The sequence below is a fragment of the Streptomyces sp. Ru73 genome (genome assembly GCF_002920575.1).
Taxonomy (GTDB): Bacteria; Actinomycetota; Actinomycetes; order Streptomycetales; family Streptomycetaceae; genus Streptomyces.
Window position 1 is genome coordinate 47,537 of record NZ_PQSQ01000032.1, and the last position, 24,947, is coordinate 72,483.

General features: G+C 72.1%; 28 protein-coding genes and 5 tRNA genes. 26 read left to right on the forward strand and 7 right to left on the reverse strand.

Annotated features, from left to right (window positions below):
- Positions 1-8 precede the first annotated feature (8 nt).
- The 6 genes from C3486_RS16460 (at position 9) to C3486_RS16485 (ending at position 1,386) form a co-directional block, all read left to right on the forward strand.
- Positions 9-731: an HAD family hydrolase gene (locus tag C3486_RS16460; RefSeq protein ID WP_103833462.1), complete on the forward strand. Its 723-nt coding sequence runs from the start codon at positions 9-11 to the stop codon at positions 729-731.
- Positions 732-818: 87 nt separating this feature from the next.
- Positions 819-890, forward strand: a tRNA-Gln gene (locus C3486_RS16465).
- Positions 891-949: 59 nt separating this feature from the next.
- A tRNA-Glu gene (locus C3486_RS16470) sits at positions 950-1,022 on the forward strand.
- Positions 1,023-1,086: 64 nt separating this feature from the next.
- Positions 1,087-1,159: transfer RNA gene (locus C3486_RS16475), tRNA-Glu, on the forward strand.
- Positions 1,160-1,193: 34 nt separating this feature from the next.
- Positions 1,194-1,265: transfer RNA gene (locus tag C3486_RS16480), tRNA-Gln, on the forward strand.
- A gap of 45 nt (positions 1,266-1,310) precedes the next feature.
- Positions 1,311-1,386 (forward strand) — tRNA-Glu (locus tag C3486_RS16485).
- 135 nt (positions 1,387-1,521) lie between these two features.
- Here the strand turns inward: C3486_RS16485 and ndgR are convergent.
- Positions 1,522-2,238: an IclR family transcriptional regulator NdgR gene (ndgR, locus tag C3486_RS16490; RefSeq protein WP_103833463.1), complete on the reverse strand. Its 717-nt coding sequence runs from the start codon at positions 2,236-2,238 to the stop codon at positions 1,522-1,524.
- A gap of 172 nt (positions 2,239-2,410) precedes the next feature.
- On the opposite strand from ndgR, the gene leuC reads away from it, so the two are divergent.
- From leuC to C3486_RS16515, 5 genes are all read left to right on the forward strand, one after another.
- On the forward strand, positions 2,411-3,841 hold the full coding sequence (gene leuC / locus C3486_RS16495; RefSeq protein ID WP_103833464.1) for a 3-isopropylmalate dehydratase large subunit: 1,431 nt from the start codon (positions 2,411-2,413) through the stop codon (positions 3,839-3,841).
- Positions 3,842-3,846: 5 nt separating this feature from the next.
- Positions 3,847-4,440: a 3-isopropylmalate dehydratase small subunit gene (gene leuD / locus C3486_RS16500; RefSeq protein ID WP_103833465.1), complete on the forward strand. Its 594-nt coding sequence runs from the start codon at positions 3,847-3,849 to the stop codon at positions 4,438-4,440.
- 136 nt (positions 4,441-4,576) lie between these two features.
- Complete coding sequence (locus tag C3486_RS16505; protein WP_030267010.1) at positions 4,577-4,822, forward strand: hypothetical protein; 246 nt, start codon at positions 4,577-4,579, stop codon at positions 4,820-4,822.
- Positions 4,823-4,947: 125 nt separating this feature from the next.
- Positions 4,948-5,640 carry an HU family DNA-binding protein gene (locus tag C3486_RS16510; RefSeq protein WP_103833466.1) on the forward strand — a complete coding sequence of 231 codons (693 nt, stop codon included), beginning with the start codon at positions 4,948-4,950 and terminating at the stop codon, positions 5,638-5,640.
- Between the two features lie 91 nt (positions 5,641-5,731).
- On the forward strand, positions 5,732-5,935 hold the full coding sequence (locus C3486_RS16515) for a hypothetical protein (RefSeq protein ID WP_103833467.1): 204 nt from the start codon (positions 5,732-5,734) through the stop codon (positions 5,933-5,935).
- Between the two features lie 230 nt (positions 5,936-6,165).
- Here C3486_RS16515 and cofC read toward each other — a convergent pair whose 3' ends face one another.
- Positions 6,166-6,873 (reverse strand): 2-phospho-L-lactate guanylyltransferase, encoded by a 708-nt coding sequence (gene cofC / locus C3486_RS16520; RefSeq protein ID WP_181138575.1) that lies wholly within the window; start codon positions 6,871-6,873, stop codon positions 6,166-6,168.
- Positions 6,874-7,004: 131 nt separating this feature from the next.
- Here cofC and C3486_RS16525 point away from each other — a divergent pair, with 131 nt between their 5' ends.
- The 3 genes from C3486_RS16525 to C3486_RS16535 all read left to right on the forward strand — a co-directional run bounded on the left by C3486_RS16525 (position 7,005) and on the right by C3486_RS16535 (position 10,158).
- A complete protein-coding gene (locus C3486_RS16525) occupies positions 7,005-7,796 on the forward strand; it encodes a 1-acyl-sn-glycerol-3-phosphate acyltransferase (protein WP_103833468.1) in 792 nt (263 codons plus the stop codon).
- Positions 7,793-8,794: an NAD(P)H-dependent glycerol-3-phosphate dehydrogenase gene (locus C3486_RS16530; RefSeq protein WP_103833469.1), complete on the forward strand. Its 1,002-nt coding sequence runs from the start codon at positions 7,793-7,795 to the stop codon at positions 8,792-8,794. Before C3486_RS16525 ends, C3486_RS16530 begins: the two co-directional genes overlap by 4 nt.
- Before the next feature lie 227 nt (positions 8,795-9,021).
- Positions 9,022-10,158: a D-alanine--D-alanine ligase family protein gene (locus C3486_RS16535; protein ID WP_103833470.1), complete on the forward strand. Its 1,137-nt coding sequence runs from the start codon at positions 9,022-9,024 to the stop codon at positions 10,156-10,158.
- Positions 10,159-10,185: 27 nt separating this feature from the next.
- Here the strand turns inward: C3486_RS16535 and C3486_RS16540 are convergent, their stop codons facing one another.
- Together C3486_RS16540 and C3486_RS16545 are read right to left on the reverse strand one after the other, a co-directional pair.
- The gene (locus C3486_RS16540) at positions 10,186-10,689 is read right to left on the reverse strand and encodes a DUF3515 domain-containing protein (RefSeq protein WP_103833471.1); all 504 of its coding nucleotides are present in this window, start codon (positions 10,687-10,689) and stop codon (positions 10,186-10,188) included.
- Between the two features lie 8 nt (positions 10,690-10,697).
- Positions 10,698-10,931: an Lrp/AsnC family transcriptional regulator gene (locus C3486_RS16545; RefSeq protein WP_030267036.1), complete on the reverse strand. Its 234-nt coding sequence runs from the start codon at positions 10,929-10,931 to the stop codon at positions 10,698-10,700.
- Between the two features lie 224 nt (positions 10,932-11,155).
- On the opposite strand from C3486_RS16545, the gene C3486_RS16550 reads away from it, so the two are divergent.
- Together C3486_RS16550 and thiD are read left to right on the forward strand one after the other, a co-directional pair.
- Positions 11,156-12,124 (forward strand): thiamine-phosphate kinase, encoded by a 969-nt coding sequence (locus C3486_RS16550; protein ID WP_103833472.1) that lies wholly within the window; start codon positions 11,156-11,158, stop codon positions 12,122-12,124.
- A 43-nt stretch (positions 12,125-12,167) separates the two neighbouring features.
- Positions 12,168-12,956, forward strand: a complete 789-nt coding sequence (gene thiD, locus C3486_RS16555; RefSeq protein ID WP_103833473.1) for a bifunctional hydroxymethylpyrimidine kinase/phosphomethylpyrimidine kinase — start codon at positions 12,168-12,170, stop codon at positions 12,954-12,956.
- A 164-nt stretch (positions 12,957-13,120) separates the two neighbouring features.
- On the opposite strand, the gene rpmB is transcribed toward thiD, so the two are convergent.
- Positions 13,121-13,306, reverse strand: a complete 186-nt coding sequence (rpmB, locus tag C3486_RS16560; RefSeq protein ID WP_030267048.1) for a 50S ribosomal protein L28 — start codon at positions 13,304-13,306, stop codon at positions 13,121-13,123.
- Between the two features lie 233 nt (positions 13,307-13,539).
- Between rpmB and C3486_RS16565 the strand changes: the two genes are divergently transcribed.
- The 10 genes from C3486_RS16565 to mutM all read left to right on the forward strand — a co-directional run bounded on the left by C3486_RS16565 (position 13,540) and on the right by mutM (position 23,908).
- The gene (locus C3486_RS16565) at positions 13,540-15,342 is read left to right on the forward strand and encodes a DAK2 domain-containing protein (protein ID WP_103833474.1); all 1,803 of its coding nucleotides are present in this window, start codon (positions 13,540-13,542) and stop codon (positions 15,340-15,342) included.
- A gap of 64 nt (positions 15,343-15,406) precedes the next feature.
- Complete coding sequence (gene recG / locus C3486_RS16570; protein ID WP_103833475.1) at positions 15,407-17,605, forward strand: ATP-dependent DNA helicase RecG; 2,199 nt, start codon at positions 15,407-15,409, stop codon at positions 17,603-17,605.
- 301 nt (positions 17,606-17,906) lie between these two features.
- Positions 17,907-18,425 (forward strand): hypothetical protein, encoded by a 519-nt coding sequence (locus C3486_RS16575; RefSeq protein WP_103833476.1) that lies wholly within the window; start codon positions 17,907-17,909, stop codon positions 18,423-18,425.
- 91 nt (positions 18,426-18,516) lie between these two features.
- Positions 18,517-19,137, forward strand: coding sequence for a 16S rRNA (guanine(966)-N(2))-methyltransferase RsmD (rsmD, locus tag C3486_RS16580; RefSeq protein ID WP_103833477.1), 621 nt, complete (start codon positions 18,517-18,519; stop codon positions 19,135-19,137).
- Between the two features lie 26 nt (positions 19,138-19,163).
- Complete coding sequence (gene coaD, locus C3486_RS16585) at positions 19,164-19,643, forward strand: pantetheine-phosphate adenylyltransferase (RefSeq protein ID WP_308461248.1); 480 nt, start codon at positions 19,164-19,166, stop codon at positions 19,641-19,643.
- Positions 19,644-19,765: 122 nt separating this feature from the next.
- Positions 19,766-20,893, forward strand: a complete 1,128-nt coding sequence (locus tag C3486_RS16590; RefSeq protein ID WP_103833479.1) for an ATP synthase F0 subunit B — start codon at positions 19,766-19,768, stop codon at positions 20,891-20,893.
- 200 nt (positions 20,894-21,093) lie between these two features.
- The gene (locus tag C3486_RS16595) at positions 21,094-21,726 is read left to right on the forward strand and encodes a DUF177 domain-containing protein (RefSeq protein WP_181138577.1); all 633 of its coding nucleotides are present in this window, start codon (positions 21,094-21,096) and stop codon (positions 21,724-21,726) included.
- A 2-nt stretch (positions 21,727-21,728) separates the two neighbouring features.
- Positions 21,729-21,902 carry a 50S ribosomal protein L32 gene (gene rpmF / locus C3486_RS16600; RefSeq protein WP_028802425.1) on the forward strand — a complete coding sequence of 58 codons (174 nt, stop codon included), beginning with the start codon at positions 21,729-21,731 and terminating at the stop codon, positions 21,900-21,902.
- Between the two features lie 19 nt (positions 21,903-21,921).
- On the forward strand, positions 21,922-22,710 hold the full coding sequence (gene rnc / locus C3486_RS16605) for a ribonuclease III (protein WP_103833480.1): 789 nt from the start codon (positions 21,922-21,924) through the stop codon (positions 22,708-22,710).
- Positions 22,711-22,975: 265 nt separating this feature from the next.
- A complete protein-coding gene (gene mutM, locus C3486_RS16610; RefSeq protein WP_103833481.1) occupies positions 22,976-23,908 on the forward strand; it encodes a bifunctional DNA-formamidopyrimidine glycosylase/DNA-(apurinic or apyrimidinic site) lyase in 933 nt (310 codons plus the stop codon).
- Here mutM and C3486_RS37300 read toward each other — a convergent pair.
- A complete protein-coding gene (locus C3486_RS37300; protein WP_181138576.1) occupies positions 23,901-24,371 on the reverse strand; it encodes a DUF6083 domain-containing protein in 471 nt (156 codons plus the stop codon). The two genes, mutM and C3486_RS37300, sit on opposite strands and share 8 nt — an antisense overlap.
- 86 nt (positions 24,372-24,457) lie before the next feature.
- The coding region (locus tag C3486_RS16620) for a CAP domain-containing protein (RefSeq protein WP_258052814.1) at positions 24,458-24,947 on the reverse strand (490 nt) is incomplete at its 5' end.

Here is a 24,947-nt window from a genome sequence, read left to right on the forward strand (position 1 = left end):
TGCGGGGCATGCCGATACGTGCGGTTCTCTGGGACGTCGACGACACGCTCTTCGATTACGCGAGCGCCGACCGCGCGGGAATGCAGGCGCACCTCCTCGCCGAGGGCCTGGCCGACGGGTATCCCTCCGTCGACCGGGCCCTCACGCGCTGGAAGGAGCTCACCGCGCTGCACTGGCGGCGGTTCGAGCAGGGCGGCATCTCCTTCGAGGCGCAGCGCCGCGACCGCGTGCGGGACTTCCTCGGTGCGCCGGAGATGGACGACGACGATGCCGACGCCTGGTTCGGGCGGTACCTCGCGCACTACGAGGCCGCCTGGGAGCTCTTCCCGGACACCCTGCCGGTCCTGGAGCTGCTCGCGGCGGACTACCGGCACGCGGTGCTCTCGAACTCCTCCGTGCACAACCAGGACCGAAAGCTGCGCGTCCTGGGCGTGCGCGACCGCTTCGAGGCGCTGGTGTGCGCGGCCGACCTCGGGGTCGCCAAGCCCGCGCCGGGGGCCTTCCACGCCGCCTGTGAGGCCCTCGGGCTGCCGCCCGCCGAGGTGGCGTACGTGGGCGACCAGCCCGACATCGACGCCGGTGGGGCCGTGGCGGCGGGCCTCACCGGCATCTGGCTGGACCGCCGGGGACTGGGCGGCCGGCCCGAGCTGGTGCGGATCACCGGCCTGAACCAGCTCCCCGGGCTGCTGCGCGGCGATACGCGTTTTGGAGCGCCGGACACCTTCGGGTAATGTTCTTTCTGCGCCGCCCGAGAGGGCCGAAAGGCCCGGCCGGGAAGCGCAAGCCGAACAAAATCCCCGTAGGGGGTTGCGTTTTGGTGGCCTATGGTGTAATTGGCAGCACGACTGATTCTGGTTCAGTTAGTCTAGGTTCGAGTCCTGGTAGGCCAGCAAGAGATCATCTTTTGCGTCATCGCACGTCGAAGCACGTCTCTTGAATTGCAGTGCCAGCCCCCGTTGTGTAGCGGCCTAGCACGCCGCCCTCTCAAGGCGGTAGCGCCGGTTCGAATCCGGTCGGGGGTACAGATCCTTGCACTCCACCACCTTCGGGTCGCTCCCGGATGCGGTGATGATGAGGATCGCTAGGGCCCCCGTTGTGTAGCGGCCTAGCACGCCGCCCTCTCAAGGCGGTAGCGCCGGTTCGAATCCGGTCGGGGGTACTGGTAGACCGGTCTCGATTGGTCTACACCACCATGGCCTATGGTGTAATTGGCAGCACGACTGATTCTGGTTCAGTTAGTCTAGGTTCGAGTCCTGGTAGGCCAGCGCAGTTGAGCAGTCGAACTGCACACTCTGCTGAAAAGCAGGCGAGCCCCCGTTGTGTAGCGGCCTAGCACGCCGCCCTCTCAAGGCGGTAGCGCCGGTTCGAATCCGGTCGGGGGTACCACAGGAAAGGCCCTTCACCTCGGTGAAGGGCCTTTTTGCGCATCCTCCACCGATCCCGGCCTCACAAGAGAAGAGAGTGTGCAGGCCCGCTGCCTGCCGCCGGCGGCGCTGGCGACGACAGGCGCGGGGGAGAGGGTCAGCTCGTACGCCGCAGGGCCTCGCTGAGGCGCGCGGCGGCGTCGATGACGGCCTGGGCGTGCATCCGGCCCGGGTGGCGCGTCAGGCGCTCGATCGGCCCGGAGACCGACACGGAGGCCACCACGCGGTTCGACGGGCCGCGTACGGGCGCGGAGACCGAGGCCACGCCCGGCTCCCGCTCACCGATCGACTGGGCCCAGCCGCGACGCCGTACGCCCGAGAGCGCGGTCGCGGTGAAGCGCGCCCCCTGGAGGCCGCGGTGCAGCCGCTCCGGCTCCTCCCAGGCCATCAGGATCTGCGCGGAGGAGCCCGCCTTCATCGGGAGCGTGGAGCCCACCGGGACGGTGTCCCGCAGGCCCGAGAGCCGCTCGGCGGCGGCCACGCAGATCCGCATGTCGCCCTGCCGGCGATAGAGCTGGGCGCTCTCGCCCGTCACATCGCGCAGGTGCGTGAGCACCGGGCCCGCCGAGGCCAGCAGCCGGTCCTCGCCGGCCGCAGCGGCGAGCTCCGCCAGCCGCGGTCCGAGGATGAACCGTCCCTGCATGTCCCTCGCCACCATCCGGTGGTGTTCCAGAGCCACCGCAAGCCGGTGCGCCGTGGGGCGCGCGAGCCCGGTCGCTCCGACCAGCCCGGCGAGGGTGGCCGGACCGGACTCCAGAGCGCTCAATACCAGAGCCGCCTTGTCGAGAACGCCGACGCCGCTAGAGTTGTCCATGCAACGATACTCGCGTCTCACACTGTGAAACGCAAGTTCAATTTTCCGCGGAAGTCGCCACTCTTGGTCCGAGGCCCTGGACCGGGGCCCGTGTACCGCCCGGTACGAGGGACACGAGCGGCGCGCAATCAGACGAGTTGGGCCGGCGAAGCCGCCGGCCGGAGGGACAGCGATGGGACGGACACTCGCGGAGAAGGTCTGGGACGACCACGTCGTCAAGCGCGTGGAAGGCGAGCCGGACCTCCTCTTCATCGATCTGCATCTGCTGCACGAGGTGACCAGCCCGCAGGCCTTCGACGGCCTCCGCAAGGCCGGCCGCACGGTGCGCCGTACGGACCTCACCCTCGCCACCGAGGACCACAACACCCCCACGCTGGACATCGACAAGCCCATCGCCGACCCGGTCTCGCGCACCCAGCTGGAGACGCTGCGCAAGAACTGCGCGGATTTCGGCGTCCGGCTGCACCCGCTGGGCGACGTCGAGCAGGGCGTCGTCCACGTGGTGGGACCGCAGTTGGGACTGACCCAGCCGGGCACCACCGTGGTCTGCGGTGACTCGCACACCTCCACCCACGGCGCCTTCGGCGCGCTGGCCTTCGGCATCGGCACCAGCCAGGTCGAGCACGTGCTGGCCACCCAGACGCTGCCGCTGTCGCCCTTCAGGACGATGGCCGTCACCGTCGAGGGCGAGCTGCCCGACGGCGTCACCGCCAAGGACCTGATCCTCGCCATCATCGCGAAGATCGGCACCGGCGGCGGCCAGGGCTACGTCATCGAGTACCGCGGCTCCGCCATCGAGAAACTGTCGATGGAAGCCCGCATGACCATCTGCAACATGTCCATCGAGGCGGGCGCCCGGGCCGGCATGATCGCCCCCGACCAGACCACCTTCGACTACCTCGAGGGCCGCGACCACGCCCCCAAGGGCGCGGACTGGGACGCGGCGGTCGAGTACTGGAAGACGCTGCGCACCGACGACGACGCGGTCTTCGACCACGAGGTCGTCATTAACGCCTCCGAGCTGGCGCCGTTCGTCACCTGGGGCACCAACCCCGGCCAGGGCGCGCCGCTGTCCGAGCGGGTCCCGGACCCGGCGTCCTACGAGGACGCTTCGGAGCGGTACGCCGCCGAAAAGGCCCTGGAATACATGGGGTTGACGGCCGGTCAGCCGCTGCGCGACATCAAGGTGGACACCGTCTTCGTAGGTTCGTGCACCAACGGCCGCATCGAGGACCTGCGCTCCGCGGCCTCCATCCTGGACGGCCGCAAGGTCGCCGACGGCGTGCGCATGCTGATCGTCCCCGGGTCCGTCCGGGTGGCGCTGCAGGCCGTCGAGGAGGGCCTGGACAAGGTCTTCACCGCGGCCGGCGCCGAGTGGCGGCACGCGGGCTGCTCCATGTGCCTGGGCATGAACCCGGACCAGCTGGCCCCGGGCGAGCGCTCCGCCTCCACCTCCAACCGCAACTTCGAGGGCCGGCAGGGCAAGGGTGGCCGCACCCACCTGGTCTCGCCCCAGGTCGCCGCCGCCACGGCGGTTCTCGGCCACCTGGCGTCCCCGGCCGACCTGTCCGACGCCGCCGTCCCCGCGCCCGCTGGAGTCTGAGAACGATGGAAGCTTTCACCACCCACACCGGCCGGGCCGTCCCGCTGCGCCGCAGCAACGTGGACACCGACCAGATCATCCCCGCCCACTGGCTGAAGAAGGTCACCCGGGACGGCTTCGAGGACGGCCTCTTCGAGGCCTGGCGCAAGCAGCCCGACTTCGTGCTCAACCAGGAGGCGTACCAGGGCGCCACCGTCCTGGTCGCGGGCCCGGACTTCGGTACCGGCTCCTCCCGCGAGCACGCCGTGTGGGCGCTGCAGAACTACGGCTTCAAGGCCGTCATCTCCTCGCGTTTCGCCGACATCTTCCGCGGCAACTCCCTCAAGAACGGCCTGCTGACGGTCGTTCTGCCGCAGGAGACCGTCGAGGCGCTCCAGCAGCTGGCCGAGGCGGACCCCGCCGCCGAGGTGACCGTCGACCTGGTGAACCGCGAGGTCCGGGCCGAGGGCGTCAAGGCCGGCTTCGAGCTGGACGAGAACGCGCGTTGGCGGCTGCTGGAGGGGCTGGACGACATCAGCCTCACCCTCCGAGAGGAGGAGGCCATCGCCGCGTACGAGGCGAAGCGCCCGGCCTTCAAGCCGCAGACGGTAGTGGCCTGACCTCGGGATTTTCTGGCTGAAAGACATCTTGCATACGATGCGCTCCTTGCTACTTGGCAAGGGGCGCTTCGTCTTGTTGAGTGGCGTGTTGAGGCCCCGTGAAGCGACAACTCACCGCAGATGGCACAATTAGCGCATGGAACGCGACGGCCAACTGGAGCTCTACGGTCTTGTCGCCGACCGCCTCAAGGCCGCACACACACGCGTGCGGACACTGCAAGTCCCGGAGGGCGTACGGATGGCGCTGACCCGGAAGCTGCTCGTCATCACGGCTGCGGCAAAACACGATCTGGCCGGCGCGGCACGGCGTCTGGAGCGGTTCATGAACGACCTCGACGAAGGCCGTTATCCCGAAGACGTGGATGCCGACGGAACTCCGTGACGGTCGAGTTCGTTGCGGCACAAGGGTGATTAGCCCGTTTCGTGTTTGATTTGCGGTATATATCTGCCTAACGTGCGAAAAAGCTTGGACACATTCGTTCCAGCAATGTCTCCGAAGGGGAAGACGTGAACAAGGCGCAGCTCGTAGAAGCCATTCAGGAGAAGCTCGGCGGACGCCAGAACGCGGCCGACGCGGTCGACGCGGTCCTGGACGCCATCGTCCGTGCCGTGGTCGGCGGCGACCGCGTGTCGGTCACCGGTTTCGGTTCGTTCGAGAAGGTCGACCGCCCGGCGCGTTACGCCCGTAACCCGCAGACGGGTGAGCGGGTCCGCGTGAAGAAGACCTCCGTGCCGCGTTTCCGCGCCGGACAGGGCTTCAAGGACCTCGTCAGCGGCTCCAAGAAGCTCCCCAAGAACGACGTGGCCGTCAAGAAGGCCCCGAAGGGCAGCCTCCAGGGCGGCTCTTCCACCCGCACCACCGCCAAGGCCGCGGCCAAGAAGGCCACCGCCAAGAAGTCGGCGGCGAAGAAGACCACCACGGCCGCCGCGAAGAAGGCCACCACCGCCAAGAAGGCGACGCCGGCGAAGAAGACCACCACGGCGAAGAAGGCGACCACCGCCAAGAAGGCCACCCCGGCGAAGAAGACCACCGCCACCGCCAAGAAGGCCACCCCGGCCAAGAAGGCGAGCACGGCGAAGAAGACCGCCACCGCCAAGAAGACCGCGCCGGCCAAGAAGACCACCGCGAAGAAGGCCCCGGCGAAGAAGACCACCGCCCGCAAGACCACCGCCAAGAAGACCACCGCGCGCAAGCGCTGACCGTCCGGCGGACCCTCGCGACGGGCCGGGCTCCCCCGAGGAGCCCGGCCCGCGGTGCGTTGTCCGCGCCCCGCCCGATTAGGCTCTGACCATGCAGGCCACCGCATACACCTACGACGCCGACAGCCGCACGGGCAGCGTGCTGCTCGACGACGGCACCCCGCTGCCCTTCGACACCGCCGCCTTCGACGCCGGCGGCCTGCGGCTGCTCCGCCCGGGCCAGCGCGTCCGCATCGACGTGACCGGCGACGGCGAGAACCGCCGGATCACGCTCATCACCCTCCAGACGTTCTGACAGGCGTGCCGGCAGACGTGCTGAGAGACATTCCGAGAGACGTTCCGGGCGCCCGGCGGACCTCCTGAGGGCCCGGCGGCCCTCCTGAGTGCAGGCCAGGGATGCTGAGAAGCGCCCGGCAGCGCTCCTGAGAGCCCGGTGCGGCCCTTCCAGCCCTGGTACGGCCCCTTCCGGCCCGGTACGGCCCCTGCAAGTCCCGGTACGGCCCTTCGCCCCACATCGGCCCCGATTCAGGCCCCCGAAGCCCCCAGCGCCCCCGGAGCCCCCAGCGCCGCGATCCCCGCCGATATCGCCGCCGTGTGCCGGGCCGTCCGCGGCCCCACACCCAATTCCAGCGCCACCCGCAGATCCTCCGGAGTGTCCACGTCCTGCCGCACCGACGGCACACCGGACAGGACGATCTCCCGGGCACCCGAAGCCGAGTGCCGCGCCCGGGAGGCACCACCGAATGCCGGTGCCAATTCCGCACCCGGCGCCGCCGTCAGCAGCGTCGTACCGATTTCCGCCGCATCCGCGAGAAATGCACGGGGAAATTGCGCGGCCGCCGCCAGCACCCGTTCCAGTTCCGCCGGCCGCAGCGCGGGAAGGTCGGCGTTCAGCGCCGCCACCGGCGCAGCCGGCCGTACGGCCCGCACGGCACGCGCCCCGTACGCGATCGCGGGATTCAGCCCCGCCGCCGGTACATCGGCCACAATGCGCGCACCCAGCTCCGCCAGCTGCGAACCGGCCAGCGGATCATCCGTGACAACCGCCACATCCCGCACCACCGGGCACTCCAGCGCCGCGCCCACCGTGTCCAGCGCGAACGCCAGCGCCAGCCGGGGCCGGAAGCGGGCGTCCGCCGCGGCGGACAGCCTGCTCTTGGCCCGCACCAGCGGTTTCAGGGGCACCACCAGGCTCCACACCGCGTCCGCTCCTTCTTCTCGCATCGGCAGCATTGTCACCTGCCGCCGCCGCCCGCAGCAGGACGCGGGGATACGGTGTCCTCGACAGACCGGGTACCGGGGGCGACACTTGTGCGGCTGCCGGGTCGCCGCAGCTCAGCAGGTCCCATAAGGAGGGTGTCCGAGTGTCCCGCCACAGAATCGGCTTCTGGTACCGCCTCGCAGCGGTCATCGCAAAACCGCCGCTCGTGGTTCTGTTCAAGCGGGACTGGCAGGGAATGGAGAACATTCCGGCCGAGGGCGGATTCATCACCGCGGTCAACCACAACTCGTATCTCGACCCGCTCTCCTACGCGCACTACCAGTACAACAGCGGACGGGTCCCGCGATTCCTCGCCAAGGCCGCCCTCTTCAAGGGCGGCTTCGTCGGCGCGGTCATGCGCGGCACGGGCCAGATCCCGGTCTACCGCGAGTCCACCGACGCGGCCACCGCCTTCCGGGCCGCCGTGGACGCCATCAACCGCGGCGAATGCGTCGCCTTCTACCCCGAGGGCACCCTCACCCGCGACCCCGACATGTGGCCCATGCAGGGCAAGACCGGTGCCGCGCGCGTCGCGCTGCTCACCAAGGCACCCGTCATCCCCGTCGCCCAGTGGGGCGCCAACGAGGCGATGCCGCCGTACGCCAAGGAGAAGAAGCTCCGGCTCTTCCCGCGCAAGACCCTCCGCGTGAAGGCGGGCCCGCCGGTGGACCTCTCCGAGTTCTACGGCCAGGAGCCCACCGCCGAGGTACTGCGCGAGGTCACCGACCGCATCATGCGCGCGGTGACCGACATCCTGGCCGAGGTCCGCGACGAGCCCGCGCCGGCCGAGCCGTACGACCACCGCAAGGCCCGCGCCGAACAGCGCCGCAAGACCCAGCAGATGCAGCAGAGGGACACGCCGCCCGGCCGTACTCAGGAGGATGAAGGCAAGTGACGCGCTGCGCCGTCTACGGCACGGGGTCGTGGGGCACCGCATTCGCGATGGTGCTGGCCGACGCGGGCTGCGAGGTGACCCTGTGGGGCCGCCGCGCGGAGCTCGCCGAGGCCATCAACACGACCCGCACCAACCCGGACTACCTGCCGGGCGTGGAGCTGCCGCAGACCGTACGGGCCACCACCGACCCCGCCGAGGCCGCGGCGGGCGCGGAGTTCACCGTGCTGGCCGTGCCGTCGCAGACGCTGCGCGGCAACCTCGCCGAGTGGGCGCCGCTGCTGCCGGCCGACACCGTGCTGGTGTCCCTGATGAAGGGCATCGAGCTCGGTACGGCCAAGCGGATGAGCGAGGTCATCGAAGAGGTCGCGAAGGTGCCCGCCGAGCGGGTGGCGGTGCTCACCGGCCCGAACCTCGCCAAGGAGATCGCGGCCCGGCAGCCGGCCGCCGCGGTCGTGGCGTGCGCCGACGAGGCCGTCGCCACCCGGCTGCAGGCCGCGTGCCACACCCCGTACTTCCGTCCGTACACCAACACCGATGTGGTGGGGGCGGAGCTGGGCGGCGCGGTGAAGAACGTCATCGGCCTGGCGGTGGGCATCGCGGGCGGCATGGGGCTGGGCGACAACGCCAAGGCGTCGCTCATCACGCGCGGCCTCGCGGAGACCACGCGGCTGGGGCTGGCGCTGGGTGCGGACCCGGCCACGTTCGCGGGGCTGGCGGGCATGGGCGACCTGGTCGCCACCTGTTCCTCGCCGCTGTCGCGGAACAACACCTTCGGTCACAACCTCGGCCGGGGCATGAGCCTGGAGGAGACCATCGCGGTCACCAAGCAGACGGCGGAGGGCGTGAAGTCCTGCGAGTCGGTGCTGGACCTGGCCCGGCGGCACGGTGTGGAGATGCCCATCACCGAGACGGTGGTGAACATCGTCCATGACGCCAAGCCGCCGCTGGTGGCGCTGAAGGAACTGATGTCGCGGTCGGCCAAGTCGGAGCGGCACTGAACGACGGTTGTCCACAGGCCCCGACGGCCACGGTCCGTGAGCGCTACTTTGCGGGTATGCGTGGCGGAGGTGGGGGAGGGGCCTTTGTCATGGGGGCGGGAGTTCTCCCGTTGGTTTGGGGAGAGGGAGGGGCCCTGCCCAGGAACGCGGGGTCTTGGCCCGGAGAAGCGCCCCACGCCCCCCAAGTCGTTCGCTTCGGCCGTACCAACAGGTAGTCTCGTCGCGATATGAGCAGCGAGACCTCCACCCAGAAGCCCCGCGTCGCCGTCGTGTTCGGCGGCCGCAGCTCCGAGCACGCCATCTCCGTGGTCACCGCGGGTGCCGTCCTGAGCGCCATCGACCGCGAGAAGTACGACGTGCTGCCGATCGGCATCACGACGGACGGCCGCTGGGCGCTGACCGCCGACGCGCCGGAGCGGATGGCCATCGCGGACCGGAAGCTGCCGAGCGTGGCGGAGCTGGCCGAGTCCACCGACGGCGCCGTGGTCCTGCCGGTCGACCCCACCAGCCGCGAGGTCGTCTACAGCGAGCCCGGCCAGGTCCCGAAGGTGCTCGGCGACGTCGACGTGGTCTTCCCCGTGCTGCACGGCCCCTACGGCGAGGACGGCACCCTCCAGGGCCTCCTGGAGCTCTCCGGCGTGCCCTACGTGGGCTCCGGCGTGCTCGCCTCGGCCGTCGGCCAGGACAAGGACTACATGAAGCGGGTCTTCGCCTCCTTCGGGCTGCCGGTCGGCCCGTACGAGGTCATCCGCCCGCGCGAGTGGGAGCAGGACCCCGCCGCGGCGCGCAAGAAGATCGTGGACTTCGCCGGTGAGCACGGCTGGCCGCTGTTCGTGAAGCCCGCCCGGGCCGGTTCCTCCATGGGCATCTCCAAGGTGGACGACCTCGCCGGGCTGGACGAGGCCGTCGAGGAGGCCCGCCGCCACGACCCGAAGATCATCGTGGAGGCGCTGCTGCGCGGCCGCGAGATCGAGTGCGGCGTGCTGGAGTTCGAGGACGGTCCGCGCGCCAGCGTGCCCGCCGAGATCCCGCCGGTCACCGCGCACGACTTCTACGACTTCGAGGCCAAGTACATCGACTCGGCCGCCGGACTGGTGCCCGCGCCGCTCACCGAGGAGCAGACCGCACGCGTCCAGGAGCTGGCCGTGGCCGCGTTCGAGGCGGCGTCCTGCGAGGGCCTGGTGCGGGCCGACTTCTTCCTGCAGGAGAACGGCGAGTTCGTCATCAACGAGATCAACACCCTGCCCGGCTTCACGCCCATCTCGATGTACCCGCGGATGTGGCAGGAGTCCGGCGTGAGCTACGCCGAGCTGGTGGACCGGCTCATCCAGGCGGCGCTGCGCCGCTCCACGGGCCTGCGCTGAGCCCCGGACGCCGCCGGCCGGGGCGTGCTACACGACCCCGACCGGCACCGTCTTCCGTACGGCCGGTGCCAGGTCGGGGAGCACGTTCACCTCGGGCGCGTACGTGCCCGGCACGGTCACCTCGACGTACGCGCGGCGCAGCACGGTCGTGAAGCGGTAGCCGTCGTCCTGCTTCTCGAAGACCCACTCGACGCCGTTGATTTTCGCGGCGTCCTGCATCGGGTTGTAATGTTCATTACCGCGTTGCAGCACGTCGGGCTTCGGTACGCCGCACCGCAGGCGCACGGCGGGCGTCCCCCACACCGCGGTGAAGTCCGAGACGGGATCGGCGGTCCGGCGCTTCAGACCGTTCACCGTGCTGGGCAGCTTCCCGTGCAGTGCCCGGCAGAGCCGTGCCTGTTCCCCCTTCGGGGCGGGAACCGCCACGCTCGCCGAATCGTCGGACGGGGCACAGCCCACCGCGGTGATCAGCACGGCGAGCAGGGGCAGAGCGAGCGACCGGCGGGGCGAGGATTTCACCCGGCCGAGCATACGGGGGACTAGATATGGACGACCGGGCAGGTCAGGGTGCGCGTGATGCCGTCCACCTGCTGGACTTTGGCGACCACCATGCGACCCAGATCATCGACCGTGTCAGCCTGGGCACGCACGATCACGTCATACGGACCGGTCACGTCCTCGGCCTGGATGACCCCGGGCAGCTTGGCGATCACTTCGGCGACCGCGGAGGCCTTGCCGACCTCGGTCTGGATCAGGATGTAGGCCTGTACCACGGGACCTCCAGGGCGGCTTCGAGGATCATGTGGGAAGAAGGGACGCCACGGTACCGCGTCGCCGAGCGGAGCGGGGAGACCCGCGCGGCCGACGCGGCGAACAGTTCGCTGCGGCCGGCGCGGAACGCGTCATCCGGAGAGCGGCCGTCCGGTAAGGCGGTGGCGGCCGTGCGCGACGCGTCAGTGGAGTACGGAAGGTCCGTACGCATGGGAAGGGCAACAGCATGAAGGGCACCGTGGGCGAGTTGGGGGAGTTCGGCCTCATCAGAGAGCTGACCTCGCGGCTCACCTCCACCCCGGCCGTACGCATCGGCCCCGGCGACGACGCCGCCGTGGTCACCGCGCCGGACCGCCGGGTCGTGGCCAGTACGGACGTACTTCTCGAAGGGCGGCACTTCCGCCGCGACTGGTCCACCGCCTACGACGTCGGCCGCAAGGCCGCGGCGCAGAACCTCGCCGACATCGCCGCCATGGGTGCCGTGCCCACCGCCATCCTGCTCGGCCTCGTGGTGCCCGCCGAACTCCCCGCCACCTGGGCCACCGAACTGATGGACGGACTGCGGGACGAGTGCCAGGTCGCGGGCGCCGCCGTGGTCGGCGGCGACGTGGTGCGCGGCGAGGTCATCACCGTCGCCATCACCGCCCTCGGCGACCTGCGCAACGTCGAGCCGGTCACCCGGGGCGGCGCCCAGCCCGGCGACGTCGTCGCGGTCACCGGCTGGCTCGGCTGGTCGGCCGCCGGCCACGCCGTCCTGACCCGCGGCTTCCGCTCCCCGCGCGCCTTCGTGGAGGCGCACCGCAGGCCGGAGCCCCCGTACCACGCGGGTCCCGCGGCCGCCGGGCTCGGCGCCACGGCCATGACCGACGTCAGTGACGGCCTGGTCGCCGACCTCGGGCACATCGCCGAGGCCAGCAAGGTCCGCATCGACCTGCAGTCCCAGAAGATCGACGTGCCCTCGCAGATGGCCGACATCGGTACGGCCTGCGGCGTGGACCCGCTGCAGTGGGTGCTCAGCGGCGGCGAGGACCACGCGATCGTGGCGACCTTCCCGCCGGACGTGAAGCTGCCGGCCCGCTGGAAGGTCATCGGCGAGGTGCTGAACCCCTCCGCGCTGCCCCAGGTCACGGTCGACGGCGCGCCCTGGACGAAGGGCGGCTGGGACCACTTCGGGGACGACGACGTCGTCGGCTGACCGCCGTCGGTGCGCGTCACCCCGCGTCGATTAGATTCGGGGCATGCACACACCACCACGCGTCCTGACCGTCGCCGGCTCCGACTCCGGCGGCGGCGCGGGCATCCAGGCGGACCTGAAGACGATGCTCGCGCTCGGTACGCACGGCATGAGCGTGCTGACCGCCGTCACGGCCCAGAACTCCCTGGGCGTGCAGGGCGCCTGGGACCTGCCCGTGGAGGCCGTGCGCGCCCAGTTCCGCAGCGTCGTGGACGACATCGGCGTGCAGGCGGTCAAGACCGGGATGCTCTCCTCACCGGAGCTCGTGGAGACCGTCGCGGCGCTGCTCGCCGAGCTCACCGCGCCCGTCGTCGTCGACCCGGTGGGCGTCTCCAAGCACGGGGACGCGCTGCTCGCCGCGACGGCCCTGGACGCGGTCCGTACGAAGCTGCTGCCGACCGCGACCGTCGCCACCCCCAACCTCGACGAGGTGGCCCAGCTCACGGGCGTACAGGTGCACGAGGAGGCCGACATGCGGCGGGCGGCCGCCGCGGTGCTGGAGTTCGGCCCGCGCTGGGCCCTGATCAAGGGCGGGCATCTGTCGGGCGACGCGGTGGACCTGCTCACCGACGGTGATCAGGAACACTGGTTGCGTGCCCCGCGCCACGACAACCGCCACACGCACGGCACGGGCTGCACGCTCGCCAGCGCGATCGCCGCGCGGCTGGCGCACGGCGACACCGTCCCGGCGGCCGTGGCGGCGGCGAAGGAGTACGTCACGGGCGCCATCGAGGCCGGGTTCCGGCTGGGCGCGGGGATCGGGCCCGTGGACCACGGCTGGCGGCTGCGCTGAGCGCCGAGGGCTTACGGGAGGCGCCTGCGCACCGGTGCGGGCGCCCCGTACGGGCAGCGCACGAGCCGCGGGACCGGCAGAACAGCGCCGGGACAACAGAAAGCCGGCCCACCCTGAGGTGGACCGGCTTCAAGGCAACCGGCAGGCTGCGCCACGACGTAACGTCAGCGCGCGACCTTGCCGGCCTTGATGCACGAGGTGCAGACGTTGAGCCGCTTCGGCGTGCGCCCGATCACAGCGCGCACCGTCTGGATGTTGGGGTTCCAACGACGGTTGGTGCGGCGGTGCGAGTGAGAAACGCTCTTGCCGAAGCCCGGCCCCTTGCCGCAGACGTCGCAGTTGGCAGCCACGGGTCACTCCAAAGACTTCAGATGCACTTACGGTAATTCCCAGCGCGCCGAGTGCATTGAACGACAAGCGGTGCCGGGAGGGAAATGGCCCGATTCGCATCGGGCAACCGGAGCAGCATACAACGACCGCTCCCGCCCTACGAAACTACCATGACCGCCCGGGGCCCCGCCCCGAGCACCCGCCCCGTCCGCGGCTACCCTGCGGTGCACGGCCCCGACCGAGGAGGACATCCGTGCCGCACACGCTCGACGCCGCCGCGGTACGCGCATGGTGCGGGCTGGCCCTGGAGGCACTCGGCCGGGACCGCGAGCGGATCGACGCGATCAACGTCTATCCCGTCGCGGACGGTGACACCGGCACGAACCTCTATCTGACCATGGAGTCGGCGGCCCGCGCCGTGGACGCCGCCTTCGACGGGCACGGGGCCTCCGGCACGGTGCCCGGCCTCGCCGACGCCATCGGCGCCATGGCGCACGGCGCGCTCATCGGGGCCCGCGGCAACTCCGGCACGATCCTCGCGCAGCTGCTGCGCGGCATGACGGAGGTACTGGCGGCGGCCCCCGAGGCACAGCGGACGGCGCTCCCCGAGGCGCCGGACGCGACGGCCCCCGAAGCGCAGCGTGCGCCGGCCCCTGAGGCGCAGGACACGACGGCCCCCGATGCGCGGCCCGATACGGCCCCCGAAGCGCAGCACGGGACGGCCGATGCGCTCGGGCGGGCGTTGCGGCGGGCCGCGGCGTCCACGTACGAGGCGGTCGCGCACCCCGTGGAGGGCACGGTCCTCACGGTGGCGACGGCCGCGGCGGACGCCGCCGAGGGCGCGGTCCCGGGCGGCGACGTGGTGGCGGTGGCGCGCGCCGCCCACGAGGGCGCCAGGAAGGCGCTGGAGGCCACTCCTGGGCAGCTGGCGGTGCTCGGCAGGGCCGGCGTGGTCGACGCGGGCGGCTGCGGCCTGGTCGCCGTCCTCGGGGCGCTCGCCGACGCGCTCTCCGGGGAGCGCACGGCCGCGGTCGGCGGCGTACGGATCGCGGTGGGTGCGCCCGCTTCCGAGGCCGGTACCGACCCCGTCGCGGTCGTCGCCGAGGCGGGCGGCTGCGGGCCCGGGGAGCACGCCGCCGCCGACGGCCCCGCCTTCGAGGTGATCTACCTCCTGGAGGCCGCCGACGAGGCCGTGGCCCGGCTCCGCGCCCGGCTGGACGGGCTCGGCGACTCCCTGGTCGTGGTCGGCGGGGACGGCCTGTTCCACGTCCACGTGCACGTGGACGACGCGGGCGCGGCCGTCGAGGCGGGCATCGAGGCGGGCCGCCCGTACCGGATCCGCATCACGCACTTCGCGGGCGCCGAGGCCGCCCGGGGCCCGGCACCGGAGCGCGTGGAGCGCGCCGTCGTCGTGGTCGTGCCCGGCGACGGGCTGGCCGGGCTGTGCACGGAGGCCGGCGCGCGCGTGGTCTCCGTACGCCCCGGGGAGCCGCCTGCCAGCGGCGAGCTGGTCCAGGCGATCCGGCAGGCGCACGCCCGCGAGGTGGTGCTGCTGCCGAACGACGCCGAGCTGCGGCACACGGCCGCCGCGGCGGCCGGGCAGGCCCGGGCCGAGGGCGTACGCGTCGCCGTGATCCCCACGCGCGCAGCCGTCCAGGGCATCGCGGCGCTGGCCGTCCACGAGCCCGGCCGCACGTTCGACGAGGACGTGGTGGCCATGACCTCGGCGGCGGGCGCCACCCGGTACGGCGAGCTGGCGGTCGCCGAGCGGCAGTCCTGGACCACGGTCGGGGTCTGCCAGGCCGGTGACGTACTGGGCCTGGTGGACGGCGACGTGGCGGTGATCGGCGCGGACCCGGCGGCCGTCGCGGCCGACGTGCTGGACCGGATGCTCTCGGCCGGCGGCGAGATGGTCACCCTCGTACCGGGCACCGGCTTCCCCCAGGACCTGGCCGACCGCCTCGAACGCCACGTGCGCGAGCACCACCTGGCCGTGGACACGGTGGTGTACGAGGGCGGTCAGCAGTCACCGCTGCTGCTCATCGGCGTGGAGTAGGGCGGCGGCCGGCCGGTCGCCGGTCCTGCCGCCGCTTGTCAGTGGCGTGGTGTGCAATGGACCCGTGCTGGATGAACCCCTGAAGAAGATCCTCGGCGGCACCACCGCGAAGGTGCTGGCCGAGCACCTCGGTCTGCACACGGTCGGCGATCTGCTGCACCACTACCCCCGCCGGTACGCCGAGCGCGGCGAGCTGACCACCCTCGCCGACCTCCCGCTGGACGAGCACGTCACGGTCGTCGCGCGGGTCGCCGACGCCCGCGTGCTCACCTTCAACCACGGCCGGGGCCAGCGCCTGGAGGTCACGCTCACCGACGGCAGCGGCCGCCTCCAGCTGGTCTTCTTCGGCAAGGGCATCCACAAGCCGCGGCACGACCTGGTGCCGGGCCGCCGCGCGATGTTCGCCGGCAAGGTCTCGGTGTTCAACCGCAAGCTCCAGCTCGCCCACCCCGAGTACGAACTCCTCGCGGGCGAGGGCGGCGAGGAGGCCGTGGACGCGTTCGCCAACCAGCTGCTGCCGATCTACCCGGCAGCCCAGAAGATGCCGTCCTGGAAGATCGCCAAGGCGGTGGACGCGGTACTGCCCAGTGCGCGCGAGGCGGTCGACCCGCTGCCGCCCGCGCTCCGCGAGGGCCGCGGCCTGGTCCCGCTGCCCGAGGCGCTGCTGAAGATCCACCGGCCCGCCACCAAGGCCGACATCGCCGACGCGCGGGCCCGCCTGAAGTGGGACGAGGCGTTCGTCCTCCAGGTCGCCCTCGCCCGCCGCCGCTTCGCCGAGACCCAGCTGCCCGCCGTGCCCCGCCCGTTGACCCAGGACGGCCTGCTGGACGCCTTCGACGCCCGTCTGCCCTTCACCCTCACCGACGGCCAGCAGAAGGTCAGCCGCGAGATCTTCGACGACCTCGCCACCGACCACCCCATGCACCGCCTCCTCCAGGGCGAGGTCGGCAGCGGAAAGACGATGGTCGCGCTGCGGGCCATGCTCGCCGTGGTGGACTGCGGCGGGCAGGCGGCGATGCTGGCGCCCACCGAGGTGCTGGCGCAGCAGCACCACCGGTCGATCACCGAGATGATGGGGGAGCTGGCCGAGGGCGGGATGCTCGGGGGAGCGGAGCACGGGACGAAGGTCGTGCTGCTCACCGGGTCCATGGGCGCCGCCGCGCGGAAGCAGGCGCTGCTGGACCTGGTCACGGGCGAGGCCGGGATCGTGATCGGCACGCACGCGCTGATCGAGGACAAGGTGCAGTTCCACGACCTGGGCCTGGTCGTGGTGGACGAGCAGCACCGCTTTGGTGTGGAGCAGCGGGACGCGCTGCGCTCCAAGGGCAAGCAGCCGCCGCACCTCCTGGTGATGACGGCGACGCCCATCCCGCGGACGGTCGCGATGACGGTCTTCGGCGATCTGGAGACCTCCGTGCTGGACCAGTTGCCGGCCGGGCGGTCGCCGATCGCCAGCCACGTGGTGCCGGCCAAGGACAAGCCGCACTTCCTCGCGCGCGCCTGGGAGCGGGTGCGCGAGGAGGTGGAGAACGGCCACCAGGCGTACGTGGTGTGCCCGCGGATCGGGGACGAGGCGGAGGACCCCAAGGCGGCGAAGAAGAAGGGCCGGGAGGCCGAGGAGGAGGCCGCGGCGGAGGAGGCCGAGAAGCGGCCGCCGCTGGCCGTGCTGGACGTCGCCGAGCAGCTGGCCAAGGGGCCGCTGGCGGGGCTGCGCGTGGAGGTGCTGCACGGGCGGATGCAGCCGGACGACAAGGACGCCGTGATGCGCCGGTTCGCGGCCGGTGAGGTGGACGTCCTGGTCGCGACGACCGTCATCGAGGTGGGGGTGAACGTTCCGAACGCCACCGCCATGGTGATCATGGACGCGGACCGGTTCGGCGTCTCGCAGCTGCACCAGCTGCGCGGCCGGGTGGGCCGCGGCTCGGCGCCCGGCCTGTGCCTGCTGGTCACGGAGATGTCCGAGGCCAGCCCGGCGCGGGCGCGGCTGGGCGCGGTGGCGAGCACCCTGGACGGCTTCGAGCTGTCCCGGATCGACCTGGAGCAGCGGCGCGAGGGCGATGTGCTGGGGCAGGCGCAGTCCGGGGTCCGCTCCAGCCTGCGGATGCTGGCGGTCATCGAGGACGAGGACGTCATCGAGGCGGCCCGCGAGGAGGCGACGGCCACGGTGGCGGCCGACCCGGAGCTGGCCGGACTGCCCGAGCTGCGGGTGGCGCTGGACGCCCTGCTGGACACCGAGCGGGAGAGCTACCTGGACAAGGGCTGAGCCCGGGGCGCCGCCCGGCCGACGGGGGCCCTTGGCGGGCCGACGGCTGCCCCGGCACGGCCGACCCGGCCGGGCTCGTGGAAAGGTCCCCGCGAGCCGCGCCCGGGAGCCGTGTCCCGGAGCCGCGCCCGCGAGGCGCGCCCGGGCCCCGGCGGAGGAGTCCGGCGGAGCCCGGTGGCGCCCGTAAAACCCGGACCGCGGCCCCGTTGTCGTACCCCCCTGCCAGACTGAATCCGTACGAGCCGGCCCCTGTCTCCACCCTTCGGCGGCCGGTCGTGCGCGGACCAGGGGGGACCGTCTCATGGCATTCCGGCATCTCAATGAACTCCCGCTCGGCGACAAGGTCTTCCGCATCGAGCTCGCCAGCGACGACGACGCGACCGTGACCCTCACCCTCACCGGCTGGCACGAGGAAGCGCCCGAGACGCTCCTCGCCTCCGGTGCCCTCACCCTTCCGCTGGCCGAGGTGCCGGCCCTGCGGATCGCGCTGAACCGCGCCCTGCGCGCCCTCGCGCTCGTCGCCGACGTGGCCGAGCCGATACCGGACCGGGACGTGCTGCGCGAGCTGTTCCCCGGGCACGGCGCCCCCTGGGTGCCGCAGCACGAGGAGGACCTGACCCGCCGGTTCCACGCGGGCGAGACCATCGCGCGGATCGCGGCCCGCTTCGGCCGTACGCCCGATTCGGTACGGACGAAGCTGCGCGAGCTGGGCCACGACCCGCGCCGCCCGGAGTACTGCCCGCCGGACGGCTGCCTGTCCTGGTCGCGGTACGCCTCGCCGGCGCTGGTGGGCGGGGCCGAGGAGGCCGAGGGCAGGTGAGGAGCGGACGCCATATCGTGGTGGGGCGGGACCGCCCGGCCCCGCCCCGCCCATGGGCCGCATGGGCCGCACAGCTGAGGACGAAGATCGTATGACCCGCGTGATCGCCGGCGTGGCCGGCGGCCGGCGCCTGGCCGTGCCGCCGGGCACGGGCACCCGCCCGACCTCCGACCGGGCGCGCGAGGGCCTGTTCTCCACCTGGGAGGCGCTGGACGGCCCGCTCACCGGCGCCCGGGTGCTGGACCTGTACGGCGGATCCGGCGCCGTGGGCCTGGAGGCGCTCTCCCGGGGCGCCGAGGCCGTGCTGCTCGCCGAGGCCGACCCGAAGGCCGCCCGGACGATCCGGGAGAACATCCGCAGCCTCGGGCTGCCCGGCGCGGAATTCCGCGCGGCCAAGGCCGAGCAGGTCGCCGCCGGCCCGGTCGCGGGGGAGCCGTACGACATCGTCTTCCTGGACCCGCCGTACGCCGTCAGCGACGACGATCTTCGCGAGATCCTCCTCACACTCCGTGCCCAGGGCTGGATCACGGGCGATGCGCTCGCCACCGTGGAGCGGAGCACCCGAGGCGGGGAATTCCGCTGGCCCGAGGGTTTCGAGGGCCTGCGGTCCCGCCGCTACGGCGAGGCCACGCTTTGGTACGGTCGCGCCGCTTCGACGTGCGAGGACGACGAGAAGGACGAGCGGACCGCCGCGTCGGCAAGCGAGTCATGACCGGACCGGAGAGCGAGGAACCTGAAGTGCGCCGTGCCGTCTGTCCGGGGTCGTTCGACCCCGTCACCAATGGGCACCTGGACATCATCGAGCGGGCCTCGAAGCTCTACGACGTGGTCCACGTCGCCGTGATGATCAACAAGTCCAAGCAGGGCCTGTTCACGGTCGAGGAGCGGATCGACCTGATCCGCCGGGCGACCGCCGAGTACGGCAACGTCGAGGTCGAGGCCTTCCACGGCCTGCTCGTCGACTTCTGCAAGCAGCGGGACATTCCGGCCATCGTGAAGGGCCTGCGCGCGGTCAGCGACTTCGACTACGAGCTGCAGATGGCCCAGATGAACAACGGCCTCTCCGGCGTCGAGACGCTCTTCGTGCCGACCAACCCCACCTACAGCTTCCTCTCGTCCTCCCTGGTCAAGGAGGTCGCGGCCTGGGGCGGCGACGTCTCCCACCTGGTGCCGGACTTCGTCTTCGAAGCCCTCACCGAGCGCCTGAGGGAGAAGTGACGCCGGAAGCGGCATGAGGCCGTCCGGCTGACGGGGCGTCAGTGGGTGTCGGGGCGAGGGCGGGTGGCCGTACAGTCGGTCCCGTTCCGTCGTTTCATCCCCCAGAGAGTGGCGAGCCCCCAGTGGACGTGCAGAAGAAGCTCGACGAGATCGTCGAGACCGTCGGCCATGCCCGGTCCATGCCCATGTCGGCCTCCTGCGTGGTCAACCGCGCCGAGCTGCTGGCCATGCTCGAAGAGGTGCGGGCCGCGCTCCCGGGGTCGCTCGCGCAGGCGCAGGAGCTGCTCGGCGGGCGGGAGCAGATGGTCGAGGAGGCCCGCGCCGAGGCGGAGCGGATCATCGAGAGCGCGCACGCCCAGCGCGGTTCGCTGATCTCCGACACCGAGATCGCCCGGCAGGCCCAGGAGGAGGCCGACCGCATCCTCGCCGAGGCCCGCCGGGAGGCCGAGGAGATCCGCGCCGAGGCCGACGACTACGTCGACAGCAAGCTCGCGAACTTCGAGGTCGTACTGACCAAGACCATCGGCTCGGTGGACCGCGGCCGCGAGAAGCTGCTGGGCCGCGGCCCGGGCCTGGACCAGGACGGCTACGCGGACGCCGAGGCGCCCGAGCGCAGCGCGGACCCCGAGACGCTGCGGCAGCGGGCCGACGCGTACGTGGACGCCAAGTTCGGCGCCTTCGAGGCCGTGCTGACCAAGACACTGGAGGCGGTCGGGCGCGGCCGCCAGAAGCTGCTGGGGGCCCGGCCCACGGACGAGCTGGGGGCGCAGTTCGCCGCGCACACCGACCCCGCGACGGGGCTGCCGCAGTCCGGCGACGCCGAGTACCTCGCCGACCTCGCGGCCGCCCAGCAGCCCGCCGCGCCCCAGGTGCCCCCGATGCCCGGCACGCCCCCCGAGGCGCAGCCCGGCGGCATGGAGCCCGTGGCGGCCCCGCAGCAGGACTACTACGCTGCGGCCGGGTACGGCCAGGACGCGTACGGCTATCAGCAGCCGCAGCAGTACGCCCAGCAGGACCCCTACGGCTACGGCTGGCAGCAGCAGGCCCCGCAGGCCCACCAGGTCCCGCAGGGCTACGACGCCGGTGCGTACCTCCCGCAGCAGGCCCAGGCCCCGCAGCCGCACGACCAGCAGGCTCAGCAGCCCGCGCACCACCACGGCCAGCAGCCGGCGGCGCTGGACGAGACCAGCCTCTTCGACACCAGCATGATCGACCTGGACCAGCTGCGGCAGTACGAGCAGGGGCGCTGACGGAAGCCGCGCGGGGCGCCGACCGGAGCCTCCGCGGGACCGCCGGCCCGCCCCCGTGGAGGCCGCCGGGCACGGATTGGGTCAATCGCGGCCCGTCCAGTATCCTGGCTGTTCGGTCGCGCATACGTCCGCGATCTGTGCTGCCCGACGACCGCTACGGCGGCGTGGGCGGCTCGTACCGCCGTAGAAAGCAGGAAGCCATCAACGCCCGCCTCGACCACCGCTCCCCTCTCGTGTTCGACACGCGCGAGCTGGGCCGGCGTCCCGGTGCGATGAAGAAGGTCTCCCGCTCCGTCGAGGCCCCCGCGGATCTCGGCAACGAGGTCATCGGGGTGCCCGAGGGTGCGCCGGTCGAACTCGACCTCCGCCTGGAGTCGGTCATGGACGGGGTGCTTGTCACAGGCACCGCCCGTGCATCCGTGAAGGGGGAGTGCGTAAGGTGTCTGGAGCCGGTCGGGCGTGAGCTCGAAGCGGACTTCCAGGAGATGTTCTCCTACCCCGACGCCGACGCCCGGGTCCGTGAAGCGGATCAGGACGACGACGCCGAGGACGAGGAGGACACCCTCTTCCTCGAGGACGACCTGTTCGACCTCGAACCCGTGCTGCGCGATGCGGTGGTGCTCGCACTGCCGATGCAGCCGGTGTGCCAGGACGACTGTCCGGGCCTGTGCTCCGACTGCGGAGCCCGGCTCGCGGACGACCCGGACCACCATCACGACGCCGTCGACATCCGTTGGGCGGCACTGCAGGGACTCGCCGAATCCATCCAGGACGGCGAGAAGGACAACATGGGCGGCGCCGAAGCGGGCGTCGACGAGAAGCAGGAGAAGTAGCCGTGGCTGTTCCGAAGCGGAAGATGTCGCGCAGCAACACGCGCCACCGCCGGTCGCAGTGGAAGGCTGCGGTCCCCACCCTGGTGGCGTGCGAGCGCTGCCACGAGCCCAAGCAGCAGCACATCGCGTGCCCCGCTTGCGGCACCTACAACAAGCGCCAGGTCCTCGAGGTCTGAGCGGCTGGTGACGGGCTCTATGTCAGACGCTGATTCGTCGAAGAACTCCTCGAAGACTCCGTCTGCGGACACGGCCTCGTCCCACACGCTTCTGGAAGGGCGGCTCGGGTACAAGCTCGAGTCCGCCCTTCTGGTGCGTGCGCTGACGCACCGCAGTTACGCATACGAGAACGGCGGGCTGCCCACCAACGAGCGCCTGGAGTTCCTCGGGGACTCCGTCCTGGGCCTGGTGGTCACCGACACGCTGTACCGCACCCACCCCGACCTGCCCGAGGGCCAGCTGGCCAAGCTGCGGGCCGCGGTGGTCAACTCGCGTGCGCTGGCCGAGGTGGGCCGCGGCCTCGACCTCGGTGCCTTCATCCGGCTCGGCCGGGGTGAGGAAGGCACGGGCGGCCGGGACAAGGCGTCCATCCTTGCCGACACGCTCGAAGCCGTCATCGGTGCCGTCTACCTGGACCAGGGCCTCGACGCGGCCTCCGAGCTGGTGCACCGCCTGTTCGACCCGCTGATCGAGAAGTCCTCCAGCCTCGGTGCCGGCCTGGACTGGAAGACCAGCCTCCAGGAACTGACCGCAACCGAAGGACTCGGGGTCCCCGAGTACCTGGTCACCGAGACCGGGCCGGACCACGAGAAGACCTTCACTGCTGCCGCCCGCGTCGGTGGTGTCTCGTACGGCACCGGCACCGGCCGCAGCAAGAAGGAAGCCGAGCAGCAGGCGGCGGAGTCCGCCTGGCGGGAGATCCGCGCGGCGGCGGACGCGGCGGCCAAGGCCGCCACCGAAGCCACCACCGGCGGCTCTGCCGGCTGAGTTCGCCCCGCGCGGCCCGTCCGCGCGGGTCCCCGCCCGGCCCGCCCCACTCGGGGGACGGCCGGGCGGGGTTTCCTTTTCCCGGCACCGGGCGGCCGCTTCCGGTGCGGGGCGCGTACGGGCGGGGCTCCGGCGCCCGGTGCGTACGGGCGAGTTCCCGGCGGCCGCTGCGTACGGCTGAGGTTTCCTTCGCTCAGCGCCTGGAACCCGGCCGGCCACGGCGCCCCACGGCACGGCACCCATCCGTTCTCTCCGAGGAGATCCCTTGCCCGAGCTGCCCGAGGTCGAGGTCGTACGGCGCGGTCTGGAACGCTGGGTCAGCGGCCGGACCATCGACACGGTGGACGTCCTGCACCCGCGGGCGGTGCGCCGGCACACGGCGGGCGGCGCGGACTTCGCGGCGCGGCTGGCCGGCCACCGCGTCGGCGAGGCCCGGCGCCGCGGCAAGTACCTCTGGCTGCCGCTCTCCGACGACCTCTCGGTCCTCGCCCACCTCGGCATGAGCGGCCAGCTCCTGGTCCAGCCGCAGGACGCGCCGGACGAGAAGCACCTGCGCATCCGCATCCGCTTCACGGACGCGGCGAGCGTCCCGGACGCGGCACCCGCCGCGCCCGGGGTCGCGCCCGCCGACGACCTCCCCGCCGACACGGTCGACACCGAGCTCCGCTTCGTCGACCAGCGCACCTTCGGCGGGCTCTCGCTGCACCCCACGGTCCCCGGCGACCCCGACGGCCTCCCCGACGTGATCGCGCACATCGCGCGTGACCCGCTGGACCCGGCCTTCGACGACGCCGCGTTCCACGAGGCGCTGCGCCGCCGCCGTACGACGATCAAGCGCGCGCTCCTGGACCAGTCCCTGATCAGCGGCGTCGGCAACATCTACGCCGACGAGGCGCTGTGGCGCAGCCGGCTCCACTACGACCGCCCCACCGCGACCCTCACCCGCCCCCGCACCGCCGAACTCCTCGGCCACGTCCGCGACGTGATGACCGCGGCCCTCGCCGTCGGCGGCACGAGCTTCGACAGCCTCTACGTCAACGTCAACGGTGAGTCCGGCTACTTCGAACGCTCCCTGGACGCCTACGGCCGCGAGGACGAACCCTGCCGCCGCTGCACCACCCCGATCCGCCGCCGCCCGTGGATGAACCGGTCGAGCTACTACTGCCCGAAGTGCCAGCGGGCTCCGCGGGTCAGGTAGGCGGGGCCGCCCCGGCGTCCGGGCTCAGGCACACCGCCCGGTGCGCCGGACGTACCGGCTCGGAGGGGAGCGGCACGATGCCGCGCAGCCGTACGGCGACGCGCTCGGCGCCGCGGCGGCCGGTCACCAGCCGCCAGCGGTGCTCGGGCGGTACGTCCTTCGCGGGCCGGTCCCGGGTGGCCAGACGCACCCAGCGGTCGTAGTTGGTCGGGTGCAGCTCGACCGGTGCGCCGCAGTCGGGGCAGACCGGTGGCTCGCACCAACCGGTGTCGTCCGGCCCGGGATCGCCGCGCGGCGGGGCGGTGGCGCCTTCCTCTTCGGCGAGCGCGTTGGCCTGGACGTTCCAGCAGGCGTCGCAGAGCACGGCCATCAGCTCGATGCGCCCGCGCCCGCGCACGGTGGGGCCGGCCCTGCGGCAGGTCTGGCAGCTGTACTGCCCGGCGATTTCGGCGATTTCCCCCATGAATCGGAGGGTGAACTCCGCCGTTCACGGGGCGGCAGGGCGCAAGCGGGGCGCGCGGGTGCGCGGTGACCAGCGGGTACGCGGGGTCAGAAGCCGAAGTCCTGGGTCCACCAGGGGCCGCCGGGGGACTGGTGGAGGCCGACGCCGAGGGTGCGGTACTCGCAGTTGAGGATGTTCGCGCGGTGGCCGGGGCTCTTCATCCAGGCGTCCATGACCGCCTCGGGCGTGGCCTGGCCGCGGGCGATGTTCTCGCCGCCGAGGCCGGTGATGCCCGCGGTCTTCGCGCGGTCCCAGGGCGTGGCGCCGTCCGGGTCGGTGTGTGCGAAGAAGTCCCGGCGGGCCATGTCCTCGCTGAAGTCCTGCGCCAGGCCGGTCAGGCCGCTGTCGGCGGTGACCGGGGCGCAGCCCGCCTTCGCGCGTTCCTCGTTGACCAGGCCGATGACCCGGGCCACCGCGGAGCCGGAACCGGCGTCCGGCGACGGGTCCGCCGTGCGGGTCCCGGCCGGGGCCGGGGAAACGGCGTCGCCGGAGGCGGGGGAGGAGCCGCCGGAGCCAGGGGCCGTGGCGCGGTCTCCG